Raw genomic sequence first — 22,981 nt, forward strand, 5'->3', positions numbered from 1 at the left:
GAACGCACATGAAACCCATCTATCGCATCGGTGCCGCGACCCTGCTGGTCGCCGCGCTCGGCCTGCAAGGCTGCGCCATGGGCACCAACTCCAACAGCGCCTACACGTCGGGCCAGGCCCAGCGCGAGCAGACGGTACGCTTCGGCACGGTCGACTCCGTGCGCAACGTCGTGATCGACCGTGAGCAGACCGGCGTCGGCACCATCGCCGGTGGCGCCATCGGCGGCATCGGTTCGGCAGCGGCCATCGGGCGCGGCAACGGCTCGGTGGCAGCGGGCGTGCTGGGCGCCATCGTCGGCGGCATCGCCGGTAGCGCGATCGAAGGTCAGGCGAACAAGCGCCCCGGCCTCGAAATCACCGTCAGGCTCGACAACGGCGAGTACCGCGCCATCACGCAAGACGCCGACGAGGCTTTCCGCCCGGGCGAACGTGTGCGCCTGTTGTCGTCCGGCGGCGTGACGCGCGTGACGCACTGATCGGCGCCCGGCCAACGGGTCGGACCGTATTGGAAACACCGCATCGGCATCGCGCCGGTGCGGTTTTTTTTGTCCGCACGAGTCGCACGAACAAGCACACGAGCAATCGCGCAGCCAAGAAAAAGCCCGCCGGGGCGTGAGCCGATCGGCGGGCGGTGCAAGACGCTGAGGTCTTGCGGATCGGATACGCAGTATCCGATCAGGTGGGCGCAACGCGTGCGCCGCTGTGGTCCCGGAGGATCACCGTCGTCAGAATGACTTACGGACGGTTGCCGGTCGGGAACGGCCATGCCGCAGCCGGGTTCAGCGCGGTCTTGGCAGCGGGTGCAGCAGCAGGTGCAGCGGCCGGAGCAGCGGCGGGCTTGGCGACAGCCTTCTTCGCCGGAGCCTTCTTCGCAGCAGGCTTGGCAGCAGCCTTCTTGGCGGCCGGTGCCTTCTTCGCAGCAGGAGCCTTCTTCGCAGCTGGCTTAGCAGCAGCCTTCTTGGCGGCCGGTGCCTTCTTGGCGGCAACCTTCTTCACTGCGGCCTTCTTGGCCGGTGCCTTCTTGGCAGCAACCTTCTTCACTGCGGCCTTCTTGGCGGCCGGTGCCTTCTTGGCGGCAACCTTCTTCACTGCAGCCTTCTTGGCCGGTGCCTTCTTGGCAGCAACCTTCTTCACTGCGGCCTTCTTGGCTGCCGGTGCCTTCTTGGCAACGACCTTCTTAGCTGCAACCTTCTTCGCAGCAACCTTCTTGGCCGGTGCCTTCTTGGCGGCCGGAGCAGCCTTCTTTGCAGCAGCCTTCTTAGCGGCCGGAGCCTTCTTTGCAGCGGCCTTCTTGGCCGGGGCCTTGGCGGCCGGTTTCTTCTTAGCAGCAGTTGCCATGGGAAACTCCTTCGAGATTGGGTATCGAACTATCGAGATTGAGCAACCCGACCGGCCCGATCCCACGATGCATTGGCATCGCCAGACCAACCGAGCGAGCGATTCATCGGCGCGCCACCCAACGGCAGTCGCACGCTAATGAATTCGGTAGGAAGACCTGCAACGTGCGCGGCAGACACACGCAGCAAGTTGCACGCCTCGGCCGCACACACGTGCGTAACCGCAGCCGGCCGAACGAACCGCATCCGGCGAGTCTTCATCAATTGAGAGGACCGGGGCATCATGGCCACACCGGTCGAAATCTGATCTTGCGCGAAGCGCTGTGTAGGCTGCAAAGCAGCTTGCAGCGTGACTTTGCGGACAGCGGAAATCTGGAGAGCGCGCGTTTTCTTTTGGGGGTAGTACGCCCATCCCGACGGGGGGATCGTAGAGACGGCACCGAGTTCAAACAGCCCTGTCGGCGTGGCGTGCATCAAAGTGGTTACGCTCCTCGACTACCTTTCACTTGTCGCTTGGAACTGCATCGTCGTTGATCGCGCGAAGCGCCCTTGCATCGAAGTCAACGTCTTGTCAAGGCGAATCATAATTCGTTTGCGCGGTGATGTTAAGAGATTTATGCAAAAAGCGCGGTGAGTTTTGGTGAAGGATTGCGTTGCCTCTGTGCATCGACACGATTTGGATCGCGCATGCACGGTGATCACCTTCGTGAATGCGCATTTTCTTGCGTCGTAACATCACGTGAACGCGTTGCTCTGCGCAGACACACACCTCCCGCAAACCCAGTGTTCATGCCGGTTTACAGCAGCACGCGTTGTGATGCGCGTGCAGATCGTGCGCGCATGCGTGAACGACGCGCGAGCAACACATCGTCGTGCGCGCTGACGCGTGAGCAACATGATGCGCGTCGAAAAAAACGATGCGTGGATGCGACAACGCGCGCGAATTTTTCACGCGCTCGCGCGCAGTCGACGCGTTGCACGCGTGTGCATCGACGGGTCGCGCGTGTCGATCGACGCGCGTTGCACGCTTCCGATGCGCGCCTCACTCGCGTGCGATGCTCGACATGGCCGACGACATACGCAAGACGAGCCGCAAGTCGCGTGCCGCGTCGGATGCGTGAACGACAAAATGCGGAGGCTCATCGAGATGGATCGATCGAGTGTGCCTGCATGCCGATAGCGATCCGATCTGTCACGCCGCCATCGCGATGCGTGTGGGCGAACGCGTCGCTGACGCGGATCGAAATCGTGCGCATGCAGCTGCGTCGTCCCGGTGATGCGAATGTGCGATGCGACCTCACACATTGCGGGAAAACCCTGTTCAGCAACGACTGAAAAGTTCGTACCACCGCGTTTGAAACGAGGCGGTTTTGCGACGATAGAAGGATTGTTCTACGGCACTCCGGAGGCCGTTTTTGCTGCATGCGAAAACAGCAAAGAATGGCTCCCCATGGCGTTTTACCGCAATCCTCTCTAACGAAATGCTGCACACGCATATCGGCGTGTCAGGTTGCCGCTGATTGCCACGTCATTCGGTTTCACTTCACGATCCGCTCACCACATCAGCACGGCATTGATCGGGCGGTGTGGCACGGGCCTGCGCGTGGTCCGTGACAAGACAGGGGCGGTCTTCGCTACGCCAGCGGCACTGCGATGACCCACCCGACGAACAAAGAGCGCAAGACAGAAGGGGTCCAACACAAGCGTTCTGAGCAGTGGAGGCACAAGATGCGCGATCTGGCGTTCTTGTTGAAATCAAACCCGCCGAGGCGACGGATGTTTTTGCAGTGCGCACTGTCGGCGGCATCGCTTGCCGTACTGGCAGGGTGCGCGAATTCCGGCAGCGGCGACATGGGGACATCGCTTGGCGGCGGCAGCGATTCGCAATCCAAGCCGTCGATCACGGCGTCGAGTTCACCGACGTGGTCGAGCACCGGCAGCGACACATCGTCGGGCAGCAGCGGTTCGACTGACAGCACGCCGGTTGCAACGTTGACGGGCCCGGTCGAGCAGGTGACGACCACCACCATCACGGCCATCGTGCCGCTCACTTCCACGCTGACTTCCGCGACGCAGACGCTGGCCACAGCGACAGGTCTCGGCGCACCAGTCAGCACGGCATTGACGACGCTGGGCAGTGCACTCGGCAGTGAGGGCCGCACGATCACGTCGGCGGGTGGTGGCAACGCACTGGTGTCGACGTTGGGCAACACGGTCAGCACTGTCGGCACGCTGACGAGTGGGCTGTCGACGCTCGTGTCCCCCACGGCGCCGTCGGCGGGAACCACACCGGGAGGGGTGTTGACTGGCGCCCTTGGCGGCGCGCTGGCTCCTGTGACATCGGCGGTGGGCACGTTGACGGCGGGGATTCCCGGCGTCGGCACGCTGGGCAGCACCGGTGGTGCGAGCGCGTCATCGGGTGGGCTGGGCAGCATCGGCTCCACCGTGAGTGGGTTGGTGGGCGGCGTGCTGTCGGGTGTGACAGCGACGACGCATCACTGATACCACGGACGCACCAGAGAACTTTCTTTGCATTCGACGGCAAACGCAGGCGGATGCTACCCGCTGGACGCCAGATGCGCGTTCTTCTGAGCCCGGCGGTTTTACGCGGTACGGGCCGCGCTAACAAGGAGACACACTATGAAGACTCGAACCCCGCTCCATGCTTCTTCCGTTTCTGTTTCGCCGCGCGCGCTGCTGGCCGCAACTGCACTCGCCGTGCTGACGCTGGCCGGTTGCGCGTCGGGTGGCAATCCAAACGGTGACACACCCGCGTCGACCGCCAACAACGACCCGGGCGCGGTGCCGGTCGGCAACGTGGCGAGCAACGGCGGCAACGTCGTCACGCAGACCGGCAAGACAGTCAGCGACCTTGGCACGACGATCGGCACGGCATCGGTGCCCGTCATCGGCGGTACGGCGGCGCAGAAGGATCTGGGCACGACCGTGACGTCGGCGGGCAACACCGTGCAGGTGCTGGGCAATGGCATCAGCAGCGGGCTCGGCAAGATCGGCTCGACGCCGGATCCGGTCGGCACCACGGTGCAGAGCTCGGGTGATGTGGTGCGCTCGGCCGGTGTGACGGTCGGCAGCGCCGGGCAGACGGTGTCGGACCTCGGCGCGGCCGGTAGCCCGCTCGCACCGTTGAACCCGGTGACGTCGCCGGTGGGCAGCGGTGTCTCGGCACTCGGCCAGGTGATGCAGGGTGCAGGTGGGCTCGTCACCATCGGCACGTCCAGCGGACCGGTGCAGCAGATCACGCAACAGACCAGCAACGCGATCGTGCCGCTGTCGTCGCAGGTGGCCCAAGGTACGCAACAGGTGGGCGGCGCGACCATGCTCGGCGGCCCGCTGGCCGGAGCATTGAACACCGTGGGCGGCGGACTTCAGTCAGGTGGCGCCCAGGTGGGTGCCGCGGGTGGCAACCCACTCACGCGTGACGTGGGTGGCGTGGTCGGCGCCGTGGGCGCCACGGTCGCCAGCGCCGGTGGCCTGGTGAACGGTGGCAGCGGCGGCTCGGCCAATCCGCTCGCACCCGTCACCGGTGCGTTGAGTGGCGGCGCCGGCAGCGGCAACCCGCTCGCTCCTATTACGAATGCGCTCGGCGGTGTCACGAACACCGCGGGCGGCTCGGGCAGCAATCCGCTGTCCACCGTGACCGGCGCGCTCGGCACCCATTGACCCGCGAGGCCTGCGCCGGCCTGCCCTACCCCCGTTTTCTATTTCTACTCTGACAAGGAGACCACACAATGAAACCGACTCACCTCTCTCTCGCGCGCGTGGCCGGCGCCGTAGCCTTTGCACTGGCCGCTGGCAGCGCTTTCGCGCAGGCCACCCCGGCCGGCACCTGGAAGACGATCGACGACAACACCGGCAAGCAAAAGGGCGAAGTCACCATCGTCGATAACGGTGGCGTATTCACGGGCAAGGTCAGCAAGATCCTGGTGCCCGGCGACGAGAACAAGACGTGCACCAAGTGCACGGACGATCGCAAGGACCAGCCCATCAAAGGGCTGACCATCCTCACGGGCCTGAAGCCGAACGGCAACAACAACTGGGATGGCGGCCAGATCCTGGACCCGGAGAATGGCAAGGTCTACAGCGCCAAGATGTCGCTGTCGGATGACGGCCAGAAGCTCAACGTACGCGGCTTCCTGGGGATCAGCCTGCTGGGTCGCACGCAGACGTGGATCCGCGAGCAATGACCGCCCGCCGATAAGGCAGCTTCCAACGCGCGGCGGCACCCCTTCCCTGTGAGCGGGTGCCGTCTCTTAGGGCGCCGGTGCAAGCCGGCGCCTTCTTTTTTTGCCCACGCCCCTGCGCAACTCAAGAACACGTGCCTCGCCGCCGTTACTTCTGGGGAAGCCCCCGATTTTGTGGGGGAAACCGCATTCCGCATGGCCTGGGTGTGCCGCCGCATCCCAACGAGGGTAGGGGCGCCGGCGCATTCTCGGGCATGCGGCATGGTGCTATGCTGCGCGCCAGAGGAATCAATACAAACAAACGTTGGAATAACCATGCCCGAGCGCAACCGGCCGCCATACAAGGGCCTTTTGGGCGCGATTGCCGGGTCGACCATCCGCGCCGAGGCCGCGACGGAAGACCACCCCGGAGCCCCCCGCGGCAACGCCCGTGAGCCGATGTCCGGTGCCCGCTCCGCAACCGCCCCCAGCGCGGCGCAACTGGCCGCCCAAGATGTGGCGAGCGACACCGCGCTGTGGCGCTTTGCGCTGGCTGCTGAACACGGTGGCCGCGCCCCGCATCCCGACGCCGCGCTGCACGACGATCTGTCCGTCCTGCGCATCCTGCGCCACGCCGACGGACTGCGCTTGCTCCGGCAAGGACTGCGCAGCGCATTTCCCGGCTCGGCCCTGCGCTTGACGACCTTCTGGCCCGACGAGCAGCCGCACGCCTACCCCGCCCGCGCCGAAGCGCGCCCAGCGGAGTTCGGCGACCTGCTCGTGCTGCTGCGCCTGCGCGGCGCAGTCCCGACGCTGGATTGCCGCGCGCTGTTCCTCACCGCCCGCCGCATCGATCAGCCGGACGATGCGCTGGACAAGCATCACGCGCTGCCGCAGGTGAATCTCTACGAGGGTTGGCCTGACTTCAACGTCTACGCCCGCTCGCCGATCAAGTCGCGCAATGCCGCCTTCCTTGGCAAGTTTGAACTGTCGACCGATCTGGAGCCGCTACGCCGCATCGGCCCGGACCAGCGCCAGTGGCGCTACCTGACGCCGTGCATGGGTCTGCAGCAGTACGCGCAATGGCCCGGTGCCCGGCCACCCTCGCCGCTGCAATGGCGCTGGCCCTCGGGCCCGCAAGCCGGTGGCGTGCGCCCGAGTTCGGGCTCGTTCACGGGCTTGCTGCGCCAGCTCGCTCGCCCGGAAGGCCCCGGTGAGGACTGCTCCGCCGGCACCGACGTGCCGACCTGGGGCCGCCTCATCAACAAGCTGCTCGACCATAGCTGGGAAGTGGCGCCAAGCCATGCGCTCAAGAGCGGCAACATCAGCTCGCTGGCGTTCTGGACACGGCTGCGCGGCTTTCTGACGGCGGAATACCTGCTCGGCACGCATTCGCTGCAGAAGGGCTTTGGCGCCTCGCTGCAGTTCGAAATGGCCAACGGCCTGCAGGACATTGCCCGCGACGACTGGACGGCCACCACCGGCTTCGACCCCGAAGACCTGGACGTGCCCGGTGTGCGCGGCACGCTGCAGCGCATTGCGGCCTCCAAGCTGGCGGTGTTCGGCATGAGCGCCGAAGACCCGGCACCACTGGCCGCCCCACGCCCGCAGCGCGGTGTGACGCCCCGCCCGGATGGCGAACGCGAAGGTCAGCGCGTGCTGCTGATCGACGTAATCCGCCCCAGCGCCGCCGCCCTGTAGTTCCCCCGAAATAGCCCGCACCGCCAAACAACGGACCGCAAGGCGCGTCCGGCGGTGCTCAGCTATGCTGTGGCGTTGCGCTGCCGCCCGGGCGCCCCTCGCCATCACCCATGCCTTCCGCTGCTTCCTCCTCCCCTGCTTCGTCTTCGTCGTCACCTTGGATGCCCATTCTTGCGCTGATGGGCTCGATGGCTTCCGTGTGCCTCGGCAATTCGTTTGCAAAAACGCTGTTTCCCGCGCTGGGCGCGGCGGGCACCGTGACGTACCGCGTCACCATCGGCGCGGTGATCCTGTTGGCGTTCTGGCGGCCGTGGCGCTTGCATCTGCGCCGCGCAGATGCAGGCCGTATCGCGCTGTACGGCGTCACGCTGGCGACCATGAACCTGCTGTTCTATCTGTCGATCCAGCGGCTGCCGATCGGCATTGCCATCGCCATTGAGTTCACCGGGCCGCTGGTGTTGGCGGTGGTGCTGTCGCGCCGCGCGCTCGACTTTGTGTGGATCGGACTGGCGGTGGTGGGCTTGCTGATGCTGACGGTGGCCGACAAGTCCGTCGGCCAGGTCGACCAGCTGGGCGCGGCTTACGCGTTGGCGGCCGGCGTGTGCTGGGCGCTGTATATCCTGACGGGCAAGAACCTCGGTGGCCTGCACGCGGGCCAAGCCACGTCGCTCGGGATGACGGTGGGGGCGCTGTTTGCGCTGCCGTTTGGCGTGGCGCAGGCCGGCTCGGCACTGCTGTCGCCGTCGCTGATGCTGGCGGGGCTGGGCATTGGTGTGCTGTCGAGCGCCATTCCGTACTCGCTGGAAATGGTGGCGCTCAAGCACCTGCCGGGTAAGACATTTTCCGTGCTGCTGAGCCTGGAGCCCGCCATCGGTGCGCTGGCTGGGGCGATCGTGCTGCACGAGCAACTGACGGGCCGGCAATGGGGGGCGATCCTGGCCATCATCGCCGCTTCGGCGGGCTGTGCGCTGACGGTGCGGGCGCCCAAGCGCGCGTAGGACTAGGCGGAGAAACTCGCCGCCACCTGCAGCACCGCCATGCGCGTCTGCGCATAGACCATGCCCTTCCACTCGGGTACATCGCAGTAAAACGCATCGCGCAGCGCCTGCCGGATGGCCGACGCTTGCGTGGCGCCGCGTTCGGGGTGTCGATATCGCCAGTGGTCAGCGCGCAGCGCCTGCAGCACCGCCATGGGCGCGAGCGTGCCGAACTCCAGCGTGACGCAGGTCTTCTCAATGTCGGGCGGCAACGCATACGCAATCCCGATCAGGTCCCCCTTCACCACCGACGATACGGAGCCCGGCGCCGAAATGGGGCGAACGTCCGCGCCCCAGGTCCGGATGGCGCGCTCCAGTTCAGCCGGATCTGGGCTGGCGAAGAGCTTCTCGCCGTGGCCGTAGGCGCCCAGCCCGGTATGCAAATCGATCCACACCAAGCGGGACACGTCAGCGGCATGGCGCGACACGATCTCGCGCATCTGCAGTGTGCTCCAGCAGGGTTCGGCGCCACCATAGAACATGCCGTCGGGCACGCGGTACTGGCCGGTGGTTGCGGCGTCTTGCAGCGCCTTTTCACCGTGCGTGGCGATGTAGTGCTGTAGCGCAAGCTGATTGGCGGCAGTCGGCGGCCAGTCGGGCGGCAGCAAGAGCGGATCGACCTCGAGATACGCCGGATTGGCCGATGCCACCTCGGCAAAATCGACGCTATTGCGGTTCAGGTCGACGTTGTCTTCATTCACGCGGCGCAGGTGCGCAAACCCGTGCGGGTTGACGGCATGCACGAACAGCAGCGCCATGTTGGCGGCCACCAAGCGCGTGAAGAGTGCGTCGTCATGCAGCAAGCCGACCTGGCAGCCGGAACCGCAAAAGCCCTCCACACCGTGCACGCCGGAGGTCACGATCAGCAGTGTCTGCGCGCGTTGCGGCGCAAACAGGGCGGTGTCGATCGAGAGCGACTCGCCAGCCGGGCCAACGGCGTGCGGATGAACATGGCGTTCGATGCGCAGCCCGCGTGCCTCGGCTGCCGCCAGAAACTTGTCGCGCGCGTCTTCGTAGGTGTGTGCGAAGCACTGTTCGACCGCCATGTCTCGACCTCGGTGGGGAGCAGCAGGAAACCGTCGCCGCTCGGTTGCTGAGGGCGGCCGCCAGTGTATCCGAGCGAGATGTTTGCAAGCGGAAACGAAAACAGGGGCCGAAGCCCCTGATCGATCCACAACCCAATCCGGCCGAACTTAGCCCTTCACTGCGGCACGGTCGGCTTGTGCGCTGCGCAGGTCTTCGGTCTTCTCGCGCAGCTTGCGCTGCTTGTCCGCGAGGTGGCGCTCTGCCTTGCGGATCTTCTTGGCGTTGCCGGTATCGCGCGCTTCACGCAGCTTGCCTTCGGCTTCGCGGACTTCGGCTTGCGCCTTGTCGACATCTTGCTGGGCGTCGCGCATTTTGCGATCGGCGCGCTGGGCCAGGCCGGCGTTGCTGCAATTGGCTTTGGTATTGGCCAGCGCATCCTGCAGGCCCGCGATGCGGCTGGTGTTGCCATGTTGCTTGGCGTGGTCGATCTGCGTTTCGATGGCGCGGATCTTGGTAGCGCAGTCTACGTTGCCGGCAAACGCCGACGACGCACCCAGCAGGGCAACCGGGACGATGGCGGCAAGCAGCGTCTTTTTCATCAGGAATGTCCTTGTCTTCAAGTTTGCGAGAAGCGCAACCATAAGACGACCGTCCGCGCCGATCCACCAAGCTCAACACATTCTCAACAGTCGCAACAATAAGAAAAGCCCTTACGGACCCGTTTTCAGGTTTCTGTGGTGTCGTGTGTCGTGCCATGTCAGCCACACATCACACCATTGCGCCGGCGTACATGGGCGGCCCGCACAGCGGGGTTATCCGAGCCGAACCTCCGCCACCAGGCCGCCGCCCTCACGGTTGCGCAAGGTAAGCACGCCACCTGCCGCTACCGCCAGTTGCTGCGCAATCGCCAGCCCAAGCCCGGTGCCGCCCGTCTCCCGGCTGCGTGAATTCTCCAGCCGCACAAACGGCTGCAACACCGCCTCGAGTTTGTCTTCCGGAATGCCGGGCCCGCGATCGCGCACTTCGATCACCACGGCATCGCCATCGCGGCGCACGCACAGTTCGGCCGCGCCACCAAACTTGATGGCGTTGTCGGTCAGGTTGGTCAGCACGCGACGCAGCGCGTGCGGGCGCGTGACGATGGCGCCGGTGGCGTTCTGCTCCAGCATGACCGGCTTGCCGGTGTCTTGGTAGTCGTACGCCAGGCTTTCGACAAACGATCCGACGTCGATGCGTGACGGCTTTTCGCCGTCGCCGTGGGCGGTGCGCGCATAGGCCAGGCCCTCGCGCACCAGCGTTTCGATCTCGGCTAGATCGCTCACCAGCTTGCGCTTCTCTTCCGAGTCTTCGGCCATCTCGGCGCGCAACTTCATGCGCGTGATAGGCGTCTGCAGATCGTGCGAGATGGCCGCCAGAATCTGCACACGCTCTTCCACAAAGCGGGCAATGCGCTGGCGCATGGCATTGAACGCGCGCGCCGCGCGTGCCAGTTCGGTGGGGCCGGTCTCGTCCAGCGGCGGGGTCTGCGCGTTGGGGTTGAGTGCATCAGCGGCATCCGCCAAGGCCACCAGCGGGCGGATCGACAGTCGCACCGCAAACCAGCAGCACGCGATCAGCAGCAGCAACTGCACCACCAGCACATACGGCAGCCACTGCGCGATGGGGGTCATGCGCGGGTGCACGTCGATGGTGAGCGTGCTGCCGTCGCTCAGCGTCAGGTGCGCCTGCAGTTGCTTGCCATCGCCGGGAATCGATTCCACCGTCACAGGAAAGCGCCCGCCACTGGCCTCGCTGATGCGCGCAGCGATGTCCTTGCCGCGCTGCGTCATCTCCGGCACGCCGGGCGAACCAGGGCCCAGGATGTACTGATAGTTGCCGCGGTTCAGGCGCGGCAGCCACTGGGGGCGCTCGGCTGCGGGCAGGCGGTCGAGGATGGCAATGGCCGTGGACACATCCGTTTCCAGCGTGCCGAGCATCACTTCGCGCGCACTCATGTAGCGCTCGGAAAACAGCACGGCAAACGACAGCGCATACGCCACCACCAGCCCCGCCAGCAAGATCACGAACAGCCGCGAGCCCAGCGTGCGCGGCCAGGCACAGGCACGTGCGGGCATTGGTGCGCTCATTGGCGTGACTCCTTGATCTCCACCGGCTTGGAGAAGACGTAGCCCTCGCTGCGCACGGTCTTGATGTAGGCCGGGTCGCGCGCATCGTCATTCAGGCGCTGGCGCAAACGGCTGACCAGCAAATCCACCGAGCGCTCGAACATCTCCGCCTCGCGGCCCTGGGTGAGGTTGAGCAGTTGGTCCCGATTGAACACGCGCATCGGGTGGTCGACAAACACACGTAGCAGCCGGTATTCGGCACCGCTCAGCGCAACGATGGTGCCCTCGGTATCGACCAGGTGGCGCGCGGTGGTATCGAGTTGCCAATCGCCAAAGGCCAGCATCTGGCCCGCTTCGGAGATCTGCAGATTGGGCGGCAGCATGCGCGTACGGCGCAGCACGGCCTTGATGCGCGCGAGCAGCTCGCGTGCGGCAAACGGCTTGGCCAGGTAATCGTCGGCGCCCATTTCCAGGCCGATGATGCGGTCGGTCTCGTCGTCACGCGCGGTGAGCATCAGCACCGGCGTGGCCTTGTGCTTGCCGGCGCGCAGTTCGCGGCACAGCACGAGGCCGTCGTCGCCGGGCAACATCAGGTCGAGCACGATCAGGTCGACGGCGTTGGCCTCCAGGAACGCGCGCATATGCCGCCCATCAGGCGATGCCGTCACACGCAGGCCGTTCTTGGTGAGATAGGTCGAAACGAGTTCGCGAATCTCGCGGTCATCATCGACGATCAGAATGTGGTCGACGTGGGCGTCCATGGGGTGTCCTCGGCGCGATGAGAGATGAAAGGTAGGCGCCATTTTGCACCGCTGCGTGTGACGCAGGGCGCCCACCTTGTATCGGAATGCGTCTGGCCAGCGCGTTTGTACAGTCCGATACAAATCGGCCTCATGGCGATACATGCCAGCGACACGCGCGGCGTTTGATGGACGGCATCCCAATCCCTTCGGAGGACAGTCCATCATGAGCTTGCTGATACTCGCCTACCTGGGCGGCGCGCTGACCATCCTGAGCCCGTGCATCCTGCCTGTCCTGCCCTTTGTGCTGAGCCGCACGGGGCAGCCCTTCCTGCACGGCAAGCTGCCGATGCTCGCCGGCATGGCGTTGACCTTCGCCGGTTTTGCCACGCTGCTCTCGGCCGGTGGCGCATGGGCGGTGCGTGCCAATGAAGTTGGCCGGTTGGCGGCGCTCGCGCTGCTGGCGGCCTTCGGGCTGTCGCTGCTGTGGCCCAGGCTGGCCGATCTGATGGCGCGGCCGGCGGTGGCGCTGGGCAACCGGCTGGCGGGCCACGCCTCCACGGGAGACGCCTCGACCGAGCCATCGGTGGCGGGCTCCCTGCTGCTGGGCGTGGCTACGGGCATGCTGTGGGCGCCATGCGCGGGCCCAATCCTCGGCTTGGTATTGACGGGTGTGGTGCTGAAGGGGGCCAGCATTTCGAGTGCGCTGGCGCTGACAGCCTATGCGGCGGGAGCCGCCACATCGCTGGCAGCCGCGTTGGGGCTGGGTGGTCGCGTGTTCACCGCCATGAAGCGCTCCATGGGCCTGGGCGAATGGGCGCGTCGCGTCATGGGCGCGAGCGTGCTGAGCGGCGTGGCGCTCATCGGGTTCGGGGCAGATACCGGCCTGCTGGCGCGGCTGTCTTCCAGCAACACCACGCAGCTTGAGCAAGCGCTGGTCCACGGGCTCGGCATGAATCGGCCTGCGCCGTAAGCCGGCAGCGCGGCCTTCTTGTACGCGTTTGTATCCAGCCGCCACAGAGATACATGCCCTGACAGAAACGCCCTTCCGCGCTACGTCAGGGATACGTCGGCCTTCTTTAATGCGTCTCGTGGCCCCGGTATTCGGGACGCAAATCCAACGCCCTTCAATCGATCAACAGGAGCATCACCATGACCCGCATTGAGAACGTGCTGTACACCGCCAAGGTCAACGTCACCGGCGGCCGCGACGGCCACGCCCACAGCGATGACGACCGCCTGAACCTGAAGCTCTCGCCGCCGGGCAGCAGCGGCCGCGGCACCAACCCGGAGCAGCTGTTTGCTGCCGGCTGGTCGGCCTGCTTCATCGGCGCCATGGGCCGTGCGGCCAGCCAAATGAAGATCAAGCTGCCGGCGGACCTTTCACTGAACACCGAAGTCGACCTGGGCACCACCAACGACGCGTTCTTCCTGCAAGCCCGCCTGAACGTGAGCCTGCCCGGCCTGGACCGCGAAGTGGCGCAAGCCGTAGTGGAAGCCGCACACCAACTCTGTCCGTATTCCAAGGCCACGCGCGGCAACATCCACGTCGAGCTGAACCTGGTCTGACGCACCGCACGGCCCGCCAACCATGCCATCAGCAGTTGGTGGGCCGCCGTTTCCAACCTTTCAGGGATTTCTCATCATGCGCACGACCTTCCGCGCCGCGCTTGCGGCCCTTGCCATCGGCGCCGTCTATTTTGTCGGGACGGGCGCGCCCGCCTTCAGCCAGACCGCCGCCACCGGTGCCACCGCCCCAGAATTCACGGGCATCAACCAATGGCTGAACTCGCCGCCGCTGTCCATGCAGAACCTGCGCGGCAAGGTCGTGCTGGTCGATTTCTGGACGTACTCCTGCATCAACTGCCTCAACACGCTGCCCCACGTGAAGCAGTGGTACGACAAGTACAAGGACCAGGGCCTGGTCGTCGTGGGCGTGCACACGCCGGAATACGCGTTCGAGAAGTCGACCGCCAACGTGCAGGCCGCGCTCAAGCGCCTGGACATGCGCTACCCGGTGGCGCAAGACAACAGCTATGCCACGTGGTCGGCCTTCCACAACCAGTTCTGGCCCGCGCTGTATTTGATCGACGCGGATGGCCGCATCGTCTACCAGCACTTTGGCGAAGGCCGCTATGCCGAGACGGAAGCCGCCATCCAGAAACTGCTGGCAGCGCGCAAGCCGCAGTAACCCACGGGATCGACGTGCCCCCCGCTGCCCTTACGACCGCCAGCGGGCGGGCCGCTTTTCCAGGAAGGCGTCGATGCCCTCGCCGGCGTCTTCTTCCATCATGTTGCGGGCCATCACATCGCCCGCATAGGCGTAGGCCTCACTGAGTGGCATCTGCCGCTGCTGATAGAACATCGCTTTGCCGTAACGGATAGCGGTGGGGCTTTTCGAGACAATCTCCGCCACCTTGCGGGCCACGGCATCATCCAGCTCGGCCTCGGGCACGGCCTCGTTGATGAGGCCCCAGTCGGCCGCCGTGGCTGCATCAATGAAACGCCCCGTCACCAGCATGTCGAACGCGCGCTTCGGTAACACGTTGCGCGACAGCGCTACTGCCGGCGTCGAGCAGAACAGTCCGACATTGATGCCCGATACCGCAAACCGCGCTGCGTCTGATGCGATGGCCAGATCGCAGCTCCCGACCAGTTGGCACCCCGCCGCAGTCGCCGCGCCATGCACCCGCGCGATGACCGGCACCGGCAGCGCCTGTATCGCCTGCATCACCACACTGCAACGCGCAAACAGCGCCTGGTAGTACGCCAGCTCCGGCGTGCCGCGCATTTCACGCAGATCATGCCCGGCGCAGAAGGCCCTGCCCTCTGCACCGAGCACCACACAGCGCACACCGGCATCGCCCGCAATGTCGCTCAGTGCACGATGCAACGCATCCAGCATCGCCTCAGACAACGCGTTGAACTGCAGCGGCCGGTTCAGCCGCAGTGTGACGACACCGTCGCGGTCATCGCGCAGCACGGGGGTCTCGATGGTGGTGTCGAAGTGGGTGGGGTTGGAATCCATGGGCGCTCCTTGTATCGTCCAGCAGCTACCGGGGGAGCACCAGTCTATGGCGGCCCATCGCGACACGCCATCATGTGGATGGTGGCCGGGACCGCCAAGGGTTGGCAACGTGGCGCTTTCCTTGGCGGTGGGGCAATAGAGGGTTGGGGTCTTGCAGGAAGTAGGCGCTCGCGAGCGCCATTTTGTTCGATGATCGACGGTCCTGCGCGCCATGGGCGAAGGCCCAGACCGGCGCGCAGGCAATCTGTACAACCTTAGTGGCGCGTCTCGACCGCATGCACCGCGTCGAGGATCACCTTTGCCACATCCTGCGGCCGCGACTGCTGCGGGACATGGCTGGTCGGCAGGCTCGTCACCTTGGCGCCGATCTTTTTCGCCATGGCGCGCTCCAGGTCCGGCTGGATCATCCGGTCGTGCTCGCTGACGATGAACCACGAAGGCTTGCTCTGCCACGCCGCTACCGTGGTCCGCTCACCAAAAGCCGTCGCTTTGATGGGTCCTTGCGTAGCGGCCATCACGCGGGCCTGGGCTGCCGGCACATCCTGCGCAAAGTCGCTTGCCAGCGCGGCGGCGGGTAGCGAGAGATAGCCGTTGGCATCGGCCACCAGCTTGCCGATGCCGGGTGCCGGCGCATAGCCCTTGCCGACCTCTTCCGTCGACTGCCCGGCATCCGGCGCAAACGCGGCCACGTAGACCAACCCCGCAACCTTGCTGTCCGCGCCCGCCTCGGTGATGACGGTGCCGCCCCACGAGTGCCCGACCAGCACCACCTTGCCGGCCTGATTGCCGATGGCGCGGCGTGTCGCGGCCACATCGTCGGCCAGTGAGTTCAGCCCGTTCTGCACGGCCTGCACCTTCACGCCCTTGGCCTGCAGCAGTGGAATGACCTTGGCCCAGTCGGACCCATCGGCAAACGCGCCGTGCACGATCACCACGGAAGGCGGCTCGGCGTCAGCCGTAGTGGTGGCAAAGAGCGGCGCACTGGCAGCCATGCCAAGTGCGAGCACTGCGGTGGAAACGGATTTGCGGGGGAACATGTCGGCTCCTTCTGATCAGGCGGGTTGGGGTCGTGCGGAGTGGGTTCAGGCGTGAGCACTGTCGTAGTACGGGTCGGCACTGCGGGCGCCATCGGTGTAGATGTCAGTAGCGCGAGCGCCTTCCGTATAAGCATCGACAGCGCTTTGCACGGCGCGAGCGCCCTCCGTGTACGGGTCACGTGCACCGACGGACGAGGCGGCTTGCGCGCCGGCAGCGGCCACAGCAAGTGCAACAACAGCAAGGGTCTTGGCGAGATTGTGGGTCATGATCGTCTTCCTTTGAACAGTGGGTTGGGAGTGCGCGGCGGGCCGGAACTGTGTGTTGACGCGGCGCCGCTGCCACGGAATGCATTGAAGACGTCTGACGTATCGCGCACGTAGCGGCGATCGGCCCGTTTTGTCTGGGTATGTACCGGGGCGGCGGCCGGATACACGTGCATACAAAACGCCGTCCACAGAGACCCATTGCTACAGAGCAATACAAATCGGCCGCATCGTGAAACCGTCGGGATACATCGCAGGCGCTCAATGCTGGAAACGAGGCGCGCAACACCGTTCCTCGTCATCCATCCTTGCTCACAGGAGTGCTCATGCAACCGAACCGAATGGCCACAGCCTTGCTCGCAATCGCGGGCGTCCTGGGTACACACAGCGTATTTGCGCAGAACGGCGGCGTATCCCGGACCGATCTCGTCCATCACAGCCTGAGCGTGAACGGCTACGAAACGCAGCAAGTCCGCGTGAATTTTGAGGCGCACGCGTTCGCCCCGGCGCATATGCACCCCGGCGAGGAAATCGCCCACGTGCTGAGCGGCACGATCGAGTACCGGCTGGACGGACAAGCACCCGTGACCCTGCAAACCGGTCAGTCGTTGTTCATTCCGGCGGGCGTCGCGCACTCGGCCAGAAACGTCGGCCGCGGCAAGGCGTCGGAACTGGCGACGTATGTCGTACGGACCGGCGAGCCGCTGGTCACGCTCGTGCACTAACCACCTCCCCCACCCAAAGAAGAGAGAACCGTCATGTCGAACGCTATCAACCTCCGCCGTCGCCGTCTGCTTGGAACCACCATCGCCAGCATTGGCGTGCTCGATCTCGGGCTGGCTCAACTCGTGCATGCGCAGCCGGGGCCGTCGAGTGCTAGTGCGTCGCCAGCCAGCCTGGCCAATCCGTTCGGCACGCTGCAGCAGATCGATGCCGGCGTGCTCAACATCGGCTATGCCGACCTGGGCCCGAAGAATGGCCCCGTGATGATCCTGCTGCATGGCTGGCCGTATGACATCTACAGCTATGCGGAGGTGGCACCGATGCTGGCGGCGGCGGGCTATCGCGTGCTCGTCCCTTACCTGCGCGGCTATGGCACGACGCGCATCCGCTCAGCCGATACACCACGCAACGGGCAGCAAGCTGCCCTGGCCGCCGACATCATCGCGTTCATGGACGCGCTCAAGATCAAGCAGGCCACCTTCGGCGGCTACGACTGGGGGGCGCGCACGGCAGACATCATCGCGGCGCTGTGGCCGGAGCGCTGCAAGGCGCTGGTGTCGGTCAGCGGCTACCTGATCGGCAGCCAGGAGGCCAACCGCAAGCCGCTGCCGCCCGCGGCGGAGTTAGCGTGGTGGTACCAGTTCTACTTCACCACCGAGCGCGGCGCACAAGGCTATGCCGCCAATTGCAAGGCGTTCAACCGCCTGATCTGGAAGCTCGCCTCGCCGACATGGAAGTTTGACGACGCCACCTACGACCGCAGCGCCACCGCGTTCGACAACCCGGACCACGTGGCCATCGTCATCCACAACTACCGGTGGCGTCTGGGGCTGGCCCAGGGCGAATCGAAGTACGACGCACTGGAGCAGCGCTTGGCGGCCGGCCCCGCGATCACCGTGCCCACCATCACCATGGAAGGCGATGCCAACGGTGCGCCGCATCCGGAGCCGTCTGCGTATGCGAAGAAATTTGTGGGCAAGTACCAGCACCGGAACATCGGCGGAGGCATCGGACACAACCTGCCGCAGGAAGCGCCGCAGGCGTTTGTGCAGGCCATGCTGGATGTGGCGCATCTCTGAACCACGCGCCACGCGGCATGAATTGGCTGGCCCCAAATGCAAACAGGCGACGCATGATGCGTCGCCTGTTTGCGTGGATGCCGGGTCGGACTGATCGTTCAGATCATTCCCACGACAGCGCACCACCGGTCTGATACTCGATCACGCGCGTCTCGAAGAAGTTGCGTTCCTTCTTCAGGTCGATCATCTCGCTCATCCACGGGAACGGGTTTTCTTCGTTCGGGAACAGCGCATCGAGGCCGATCTGCTGGCAGCGACGGTTGCAGATGAAGCGCAGGTAGCCCTTGAACATCGGTGCGTTCAGGCCCAGCACGCCTCGCGGCATGGTGTCTTCTGCGTAGCGATATTCCAGGTCGACGGCCTTCTTGAACAGCTCCGTGATCTCGGCCTTGAACTCGGCCGTCCACAGGTGCGGGTTCTCCAGCTTGATCTGGTTGATCAGGTCGATGCCGAAATTGCAGTGCAGCGACTCGTCGCGCAGGATGTACTGGTACTGCTCGGCGGCACCGGTCATCTTGTTCTGACGGCCCATCGCCAGGATCTGCGTGAAGCCGACGTAGAAGAACAAGCCTTCCATGATGCAGGCGAAGACGATCAGGCTCTTCAGCAGCTTCTGGTCGTTCTCCGGCGTGCCGGTCTTGAAGGACGGATCGGTCAGCGTGTCGATGAACGGGATCAGGAACTCGTCCTTGTCGCGGATCGACTGCACTTCGTGGTACGCGTTGAAGATTTCGGCCTCGTTCAGGCCCAGCGATTCCACGATGTACTGGTAGGCGTGCGTGTGGATCGCCTCTTCAAACGCCTGGCGCAGCAGGTACTGGCGGCATTCCGGCGCGGTGATCTGGCGGTACGTGCCCAGCACGATGTTGTTGGCGGCCAGCGAATCGGCCGTCACAAAGAAGCCCAGGTTGCGCTTGATGATGCGGCGCTCGTCTTCGGTCAGACCGTTCGGGTCTTTCCACAGGGCGATGTCGCGCGACATGTTGATTTCTTGCGGCATCCAGTGGTTCGCGCAGCCGGCCAGGTACTTTTCCCAGGCCCACTTGTACTTGAACGGCACCAACTGGTTGACGTCGGTCGCACCGTTGATGACGCGCTTGTCGGCGGCGTTCACGCGGCGGTTGCTCTGTGCGGCGACAGCGTTCGGGTTGTTGCCGAGGATGCCCGTGCCGATGGCGGTGGCCGACGGGGGCAGCACGCCACCTTGGTCAGCCGTGGCGGTTTGCAGTTGCGGCTGCGGTTGATACGCGGGCTGCGGTGCAGCTTGCGGATGTGCGGCAGGTTTGACGTCGTCGTCCCAGCTCAGCATGTGTGTTTCTCCAGAATTCTTTGCTCGTCGCTCCCGCTGTCGGAAAACACGAGAGCGCGAGGTTGGTATTGCTTAGTGTCGTTCAAACCACGTTGCCCCCGCTTGCGCGGGAGCAACCTCAGACACTGTTTAGACTTATTGGCAGGCTTCGCATTCCTCGAAACCGGGGTCGCCGGGGCGCATCGTGCACACGGCGCCTTCAGCTTCCGGCATGGCCTGCGCGGTGGCGGCAGCGGCATCCAGCGCGCTGGCCGGTGCAGCTTGCGATGCACCTGCAGCCGACACACCACCCACATCGCTACCCGACGACACCGCATTCAGCGTGCCGCGCGACACGGTCGACTTCTCGACGTGCGTGGCGCCGATCGTGCGCAGGTAGTACGTGGTCTTCAGGCCACGCAGCCAGGCCAGCTTGTAGGTGTCGTCCAGCTTCTTGCCCGAGGCACCGGCCATGTAGATGTTCAGCGACTGCGCCTGGTCGATCCACTTCTGGCGACGCGAGGCAGCTTCCACCAGCCACGTCGGCTCCACTTCGAAGGCCGTTGCGTACAGGTCGCGCAGGTCTTGCGGAATGCGGTCGATGCGGGCCAGCGAGCCATCGAAGTACTTCAGGTCGGCGACCATCACTTCGTCCCACAGGCCGCGTGCCTTCAGGTCGCGCACCAGGTAGTCGTTGACCACCGTGAACTCGCCCGACAGGTTCGACTTGACGTACAGGTTCTGGTACGTCGGCTCGATACAGGCCGACACGCCGATGATGTTGGAGATCGTTGCCGTCGGAGCGATTGCCACGCAGTTCGAGTTGCGCATGCCGTACTGCTTGATGCGGCCGCGCAGGCTGTCCCAGTCCATCGTCGACGACATATCCGTTTCCAGATAACCGCCGCGCTCTTCGGCCAGCAGCTTGAGCGAGTCTTGCGGCAGGATGCCGCGATCCCACAGCGAGCCCTCGTAGGTGCTGTAGCGGCCACGCTCTTCGGCCAGCTCGGTCGACGCCCAATAGGCGTAGTAGCACACGGCTTCCATCGAGGTGTCGGCAAACTGCACCGCGCCTTCGCTAGCGTACGGAATGCGCAGCACGTGCAGCGCGTCCTGGAAACCCATGATGCCCATGCCGACCGGACGGTGGCGCAGGTTCGATTCACGCGCCTTCTGGACGGCGTAGTAGTTGATGTCGATCACGTTGTCGAGCATGCGCATGGCCGTGCGCACGGTCTTCTTCAGCTTCTCGTGATCCAGCACGACGCTGCCATCGGCTTGCTTGACCAGGTGGGCGACCAGGTTGACCGAACCCAGGTTGCACACGGCGATTTCGCTGTCGTTGGTGTTCAGCGTGATTTCCGTGCACAGGTTGGAGCTGTGCACCACGCCCACGTGCTGCTGCGGGCTGCGGATGTTGCACGGATCCTTGAACGTGATCCACGGGTGGCCGGTTTCGAACAGCATGCCCAGCATCTTGCGCCACAGTTGCAGCGCCGGCATCTTCTTGAAGAGCTTGATCTCGCCGCGCGCGACCTTGTCTTCGTAGGCCAGATAGGCTTGCTCGAATGCCTTGCCAACCTTGTCGTGCAGGTCCGGGCAGGTGGACGGCGAGAACAGCGTCCACTCGCCGCCTTCCATCACGCGCTTCATGAACAGGTCCGGAATCCAGTTGGCCGTGTTCATGTCGTGCGTGCGGCGGCGGTCGTCGCCGGTGTTCTTGCGCAGCTCCAGGAATTCTTCGATATCCAGGTGCCACGTTTCCAGGTACGCGCACACTGCGCCCTTGCGCTTGCCGCCCTGGTTCACGGCCACAGCCGTGTCGTTGACGACCTTCAGGAACGGCACCACGCCTTGCGACTTGCCGTTCGTGCCCTTGATGTGCGAGCCGAGTGCACGCACGTTGGTCCAGTCGTTACCCAGGCCGCCGGCAAACTTGGAGAGCAGCGCGTTTTCCTTCAGCGCTTCATAAATGCCGTCCAGGTCATCCGACACGGTGGTCAGGTAGCACGACGACAGCTGCGAGCGGCGCGTGCCCGAGTTGAACAGCGTCGGTGTGGACGACATGAAGTCGAACGACGACAGCAGGTTGTAGAACTCGATGGCGCGCGCTTCGCGGTCGGCCTCGTTCAGCGCCAGGCCCATGGCCACGCGCATGAAGAACGCCTGCGGCATCTCGATGCGGACTTCGTCCACGTGCAGGAAGTAGCGGTCGTACAGCGTTTGCAGGCCGAGGTAGTTGAACTGGAAGTCGTTCGCGGCATTCAGCGCGGCGCCCAGGCGGACCAGGTCGAACTGGGCCAGCTTTTCGTCCAGCAGTTCGGCTTCGATACCGCGCTGGATGAACTTCGGGAAGTACTCCGCATAGCGCGTGCTCATTTCGGCCTGCGTGACTTCTTGACCGAGGATTTCGCGGCGGATCGTGTGCAGCAGAATGCGTGCGGTCGCTTGGCTGTAGGCCGGGTCCTTTTCGATCAGGGTACGGGCGGCCAGGATGGCCGAGTCGTACACCTGCGTCATCGGCACGCCGTCATACAGGTTCTTGACCGTTTCCTTGAGGATCGGCTCCGGGTCCACCGCTTCGCCCAGGCCTTCGCAGGCCGAGACGATGAGGTTGCGCAGCGCGGCCATGTCCAGCGGGCGGGTGATGCCGCCGTCGGTCACGTTCAGGCCGCCGGCGGCCGGTTGCTGCAGGGTTTCACCAGCTTGGGCGCGCTCTTGCGCGCGGCGCTCGCGGTACAGCACGTAGGCGCGGGCCACGTCGTGCTCGCCCGAACGCATCAGGGCCAGTTCCACCTGGTCTTGAATGTCTTCGATATGGAACGTGCCGCCGTTGGGGCGGCTGCGCGTCAGTGCGCGCACCACGTTCTGGGTCAGGCCCTCGACCAGTTCGCGCACACGCGCAGAAGCGGCGCCCTGCCCGCCATTCACGGCGAGGAAGGCCTTGGTCACGGCCACGGCGATCTTGGAGGGCTCGAAACCGACCACGGCGCCATTGCGACGGATGATCTTGTAGTCCGCCAGGTTGACGCCGAACGCGGTGCTGGGGGCCACGGCCGTACCGCCAGCGCCTTGCGCAAATTGAGTGGGGTTGGCGGTGCCGGAGTGGATTTCTGGTTGGGCCGTCTGCATGTGGACTCCTGTTGAACCGTTCGTTTATCGGCGCGCCGACGGGTGGATACCCTTGGCGAACCCGCGCGCTACGCGGAGAAATGAGACGGAAAAGACCCTTGCCTTTTCTCAGCTCCCCAAGCGTCGGCTTGACCCGCCGACCGCCCGCCCCCGCGTGGCGCCGAAATAAGAATCCCGGAAAGCGACCACTACATCTAGTGTTTCATCCCGGGATTGGCGCTAAGTATAGTGGATCGATCGCATTTGCCTAGTCTTGACAGATGCGGGCGACTGGTCCTTTTGCAATCGGAATGCAGCGCCGCA

20 protein-coding genes and 1 pseudogene are annotated in these 22,981 nt (G+C 64.8%); 11 read left to right on the forward strand and 10 right to left on the reverse strand.

Translation table 11 applies throughout. From position 1 onward, the window contains the following. The first annotated feature begins 8 nt into the window (after nt 1–8). Nucleotides 9–476 (forward strand): hypothetical protein, encoded by a 468-nt coding sequence (locus ACN9M1_RS13230; protein ID WP_366172653.1) that lies wholly within the window; start codon nt 9–11, stop codon nt 474–476. Nucleotides 477–735: 259 nt separating this feature from the next. Here the strand turns inward: ACN9M1_RS13230 and ACN9M1_RS13235 are convergent, their stop codons facing one another. Continuing rightward, nucleotides 736–1,338 (reverse strand): histone H1-like DNA-binding protein, encoded by a 603-nt coding sequence (locus tag ACN9M1_RS13235; RefSeq protein WP_426395038.1) that lies wholly within the window; start codon nt 1,336–1,338, stop codon nt 736–738. Between the two features lie 1,727 nt (nt 1,339–3,065). Here ACN9M1_RS13235 and ACN9M1_RS13240 point away from each other — a divergent pair. The 5 genes from ACN9M1_RS13240 (at nt 3,066) to ACN9M1_RS13260 (ending at nt 8,217) form a co-directional block, all read left to right on the forward strand. After that, nucleotides 3,066–3,839, forward strand: a complete 774-nt coding sequence (locus ACN9M1_RS13240; protein ID WP_426395040.1) for a collagen-like triple helix repeat-containing protein — start codon at nt 3,066–3,068, stop codon at nt 3,837–3,839. Between the two features lie 138 nt (nt 3,840–3,977). Further along, a complete protein-coding gene (locus ACN9M1_RS13245) occupies nt 3,978–5,018 on the forward strand; it encodes a collagen-like triple helix repeat-containing protein (RefSeq protein WP_426395042.1) in 1,041 nt (346 codons plus the stop codon). A gap of 68 nt (nt 5,019–5,086) precedes the next feature. Beyond that, nucleotides 5,087–5,542 (forward strand): DUF2147 domain-containing protein, encoded by a 456-nt coding sequence (locus tag ACN9M1_RS13250; RefSeq protein ID WP_426395044.1) that lies wholly within the window; start codon nt 5,087–5,089, stop codon nt 5,540–5,542. Nucleotides 5,543–5,854: 312 nt separating this feature from the next. Beyond that, nucleotides 5,855–7,219 (forward strand): peroxidase, encoded by a 1,365-nt coding sequence (locus ACN9M1_RS13255; RefSeq protein WP_426395046.1) that lies wholly within the window; start codon nt 5,855–5,857, stop codon nt 7,217–7,219. A 161-nt stretch (nt 7,220–7,380) separates the two neighbouring features. Next, complete coding sequence (locus tag ACN9M1_RS13260) at nt 7,381–8,217, forward strand: EamA family transporter (RefSeq protein WP_426395047.1); 837 nt, start codon at nt 7,381–7,383, stop codon at nt 8,215–8,217. 2 nt (nt 8,218–8,219) lie between these two features. On the opposite strand, the gene ACN9M1_RS13265 is transcribed toward ACN9M1_RS13260, so the two are convergent. The 4 genes from ACN9M1_RS13265 to ACN9M1_RS13280 form a co-directional block, all read right to left on the reverse strand. Next, complete coding sequence (locus tag ACN9M1_RS13265; RefSeq protein ID WP_426395049.1) at nt 8,220–9,302, reverse strand: M14 family metallopeptidase; 1,083 nt, start codon at nt 9,300–9,302, stop codon at nt 8,220–8,222. A 147-nt stretch (nt 9,303–9,449) separates the two neighbouring features. Beyond that, nucleotides 9,450–9,881, reverse strand: coding sequence for a DUF1090 domain-containing protein (locus ACN9M1_RS13270; RefSeq protein ID WP_426395053.1), 432 nt, complete (start codon nt 9,879–9,881; stop codon nt 9,450–9,452). A 213-nt stretch (nt 9,882–10,094) separates the two neighbouring features. After that, nucleotides 10,095–11,408: a sensor histidine kinase gene (locus ACN9M1_RS13275; RefSeq protein WP_426395054.1), complete on the reverse strand. Its 1,314-nt coding sequence runs from the start codon at nt 11,406–11,408 to the stop codon at nt 10,095–10,097. Further along, entirely contained in the window at nt 11,405–12,148 is a 744-nt protein-coding gene (locus tag ACN9M1_RS13280) for a response regulator (protein ID WP_426395056.1), read from the reverse strand. The genes ACN9M1_RS13275 and ACN9M1_RS13280 overlap by 4 nt, the downstream gene beginning before the upstream one ends. Nucleotides 12,149–12,353: 205 nt before the next feature. Here ACN9M1_RS13280 and ACN9M1_RS13285 point away from each other — a divergent pair. The 3 genes and pseudogenes from ACN9M1_RS13285 to ACN9M1_RS13295 all read left to right on the forward strand — a co-directional run. Further along, nucleotides 12,354–13,097, forward strand: a pseudogene (locus tag ACN9M1_RS13285) (cytochrome c biogenesis CcdA family protein); the annotation flags it as partial. 182 nt (nt 13,098–13,279) lie between these two features. Then, complete coding sequence (locus tag ACN9M1_RS13290; protein ID WP_426395058.1) at nt 13,280–13,696, forward strand: organic hydroperoxide resistance protein; 417 nt, start codon at nt 13,280–13,282, stop codon at nt 13,694–13,696. Nucleotides 13,697–13,772: 76 nt separating this feature from the next. After that, entirely contained in the window at nt 13,773–14,318 is a 546-nt protein-coding gene (locus tag ACN9M1_RS13295; RefSeq protein ID WP_426395060.1) for a thioredoxin family protein, read from the forward strand. Between the two features lie 30 nt (nt 14,319–14,348). Here the strand turns inward: ACN9M1_RS13295 and ACN9M1_RS13300 are convergent, their stop codons facing one another. The 3 genes from ACN9M1_RS13300 to ACN9M1_RS13310 form a co-directional block, all read right to left on the reverse strand. Then, the gene (locus ACN9M1_RS13300; protein WP_426395062.1) at nt 14,349–15,155 is read right to left on the reverse strand and encodes an enoyl-CoA hydratase; all 807 of its coding nucleotides are present in this window, start codon (nt 15,153–15,155) and stop codon (nt 14,349–14,351) included. A 254-nt stretch (nt 15,156–15,409) separates the two neighbouring features. Then, a complete protein-coding gene (locus ACN9M1_RS13305; protein ID WP_426395063.1) occupies nt 15,410–16,192 on the reverse strand; it encodes an alpha/beta fold hydrolase in 783 nt (260 codons plus the stop codon). 45 nt (nt 16,193–16,237) lie between these two features. After that, a complete protein-coding gene (locus tag ACN9M1_RS13310; protein WP_426395065.1) occupies nt 16,238–16,459 on the reverse strand; it encodes a hypothetical protein in 222 nt (73 codons plus the stop codon). A 323-nt stretch (nt 16,460–16,782) separates the two neighbouring features. On the opposite strand from ACN9M1_RS13310, the gene ACN9M1_RS13315 reads away from it, so the two are divergent. Both ACN9M1_RS13315 and ACN9M1_RS13320 read left to right on the forward strand, forming a co-directional pair. Beyond that, nucleotides 16,783–17,181 (forward strand): cupin domain-containing protein, encoded by a 399-nt coding sequence (locus tag ACN9M1_RS13315; RefSeq protein ID WP_426395066.1) that lies wholly within the window; start codon nt 16,783–16,785, stop codon nt 17,179–17,181. Between the two features lie 33 nt (nt 17,182–17,214). Continuing rightward, nucleotides 17,215–18,258 carry an alpha/beta fold hydrolase gene (locus ACN9M1_RS13320; protein ID WP_426395067.1) on the forward strand — a complete coding sequence of 348 codons (1,044 nt, stop codon included), beginning with the start codon at nt 17,215–17,217 and terminating at the stop codon, nt 18,256–18,258. A 103-nt stretch (nt 18,259–18,361) separates the two neighbouring features. Here ACN9M1_RS13320 and ACN9M1_RS13325 read toward each other — a convergent pair whose 3' ends face one another. Continuing rightward, on the reverse strand, nt 18,362–19,567 hold the full coding sequence (locus ACN9M1_RS13325) for a ribonucleotide-diphosphate reductase subunit beta (protein WP_426395069.1): 1,206 nt from the start codon (nt 19,565–19,567) through the stop codon (nt 18,362–18,364). A gap of 135 nt (nt 19,568–19,702) precedes the next feature. Continuing rightward, on the reverse strand, nt 19,703–22,678 hold the full coding sequence (locus ACN9M1_RS13330; protein WP_426395071.1) for a ribonucleoside-diphosphate reductase subunit alpha: 2,976 nt from the start codon (nt 22,676–22,678) through the stop codon (nt 19,703–19,705). Between the last annotated feature and the right edge of the window lie 303 nt (nt 22,679–22,981).

It is taken from the genome of Ralstonia sp. R-29 (assembly GCF_049913345.1).
GTDB lineage: Bacteria > Pseudomonadota > Gammaproteobacteria > Burkholderiales > Burkholderiaceae > Ralstonia.

What these genes read in the sequence shown, in the direction of transcription:
- ACN9M1_RS13230 (WP_366172653.1), top strand. Translation starts at nt 9, where the DNA reads ATGAAACCCATCTATCGCATCGGTGCCGCGACCCTGCTGGTCGCCGCG.
- ACN9M1_RS13235 (WP_426395038.1), bottom strand. Translation starts at nt 1,338, where the DNA reads ATGGCAACTGCTGCTAAGAAGAAACCGGCCGCCAAGGCCCCGGCCAAG.
- ACN9M1_RS13240 (WP_426395040.1), top strand. Translation starts at nt 3,066, where the DNA reads ATGCGCGATCTGGCGTTCTTGTTGAAATCAAACCCGCCGAGGCGACGG.
- ACN9M1_RS13245 (WP_426395042.1), top strand. Translation starts at nt 3,978, where the DNA reads ATGAAGACTCGAACCCCGCTCCATGCTTCTTCCGTTTCTGTTTCGCCG.
- ACN9M1_RS13250 (WP_426395044.1), top strand. Translation starts at nt 5,087, where the DNA reads ATGAAACCGACTCACCTCTCTCTCGCGCGCGTGGCCGGCGCCGTAGCC.
- ACN9M1_RS13255 (WP_426395046.1), top strand. Translation starts at nt 5,855, where the DNA reads ATGCCCGAGCGCAACCGGCCGCCATACAAGGGCCTTTTGGGCGCGATT.
- ACN9M1_RS13260 (WP_426395047.1), top strand. Translation starts at nt 7,381, where the DNA reads ATGCCCATTCTTGCGCTGATGGGCTCGATGGCTTCCGTGTGCCTCGGC.
- ACN9M1_RS13265 (WP_426395049.1), bottom strand. Translation starts at nt 9,302, where the DNA reads ATGGCGGTCGAACAGTGCTTCGCACACACCTACGAAGACGCGCGCGAC.
- ACN9M1_RS13270 (WP_426395053.1), bottom strand. Translation starts at nt 9,881, where the DNA reads ATGAAAAAGACGCTGCTTGCCGCCATCGTCCCGGTTGCCCTGCTGGGT.
- ACN9M1_RS13275 (WP_426395054.1), bottom strand. Translation starts at nt 11,408, where the DNA reads ATGAGCGCACCAATGCCCGCACGTGCCTGTGCCTGGCCGCGCACGCTG.
- ACN9M1_RS13280 (WP_426395056.1), bottom strand. Translation starts at nt 12,148, where the DNA reads ATGGACGCCCACGTCGACCACATTCTGATCGTCGATGATGACCGCGAG.
- ACN9M1_RS13290 (WP_426395058.1), top strand. Translation starts at nt 13,280, where the DNA reads ATGACCCGCATTGAGAACGTGCTGTACACCGCCAAGGTCAACGTCACC.
- ACN9M1_RS13295 (WP_426395060.1), top strand. Translation starts at nt 13,773, where the DNA reads ATGCGCACGACCTTCCGCGCCGCGCTTGCGGCCCTTGCCATCGGCGCC.
- ACN9M1_RS13300 (WP_426395062.1), bottom strand. Translation starts at nt 15,155, where the DNA reads ATGGATTCCAACCCCACCCACTTCGACACCACCATCGAGACCCCCGTG.
- ACN9M1_RS13305 (WP_426395063.1), bottom strand. Translation starts at nt 16,192, where the DNA reads ATGTTCCCCCGCAAATCCGTTTCCACCGCAGTGCTCGCACTTGGCATG.
- ACN9M1_RS13310 (WP_426395065.1), bottom strand. Translation starts at nt 16,459, where the DNA reads ATGACCCACAATCTCGCCAAGACCCTTGCTGTTGTTGCACTTGCTGTG.
- ACN9M1_RS13315 (WP_426395066.1), top strand. Translation starts at nt 16,783, where the DNA reads ATGCAACCGAACCGAATGGCCACAGCCTTGCTCGCAATCGCGGGCGTC.
- ACN9M1_RS13320 (WP_426395067.1), top strand. Translation starts at nt 17,215, where the DNA reads ATGTCGAACGCTATCAACCTCCGCCGTCGCCGTCTGCTTGGAACCACC.
- ACN9M1_RS13325 (WP_426395069.1), bottom strand. Translation starts at nt 19,567, where the DNA reads ATGCTGAGCTGGGACGACGACGTCAAACCTGCCGCACATCCGCAAGCT.
- ACN9M1_RS13330 (WP_426395071.1), bottom strand. Translation starts at nt 22,678, where the DNA reads ATGCAGACGGCCCAACCAGAAATCCACTCCGGCACCGCCAACCCCACT.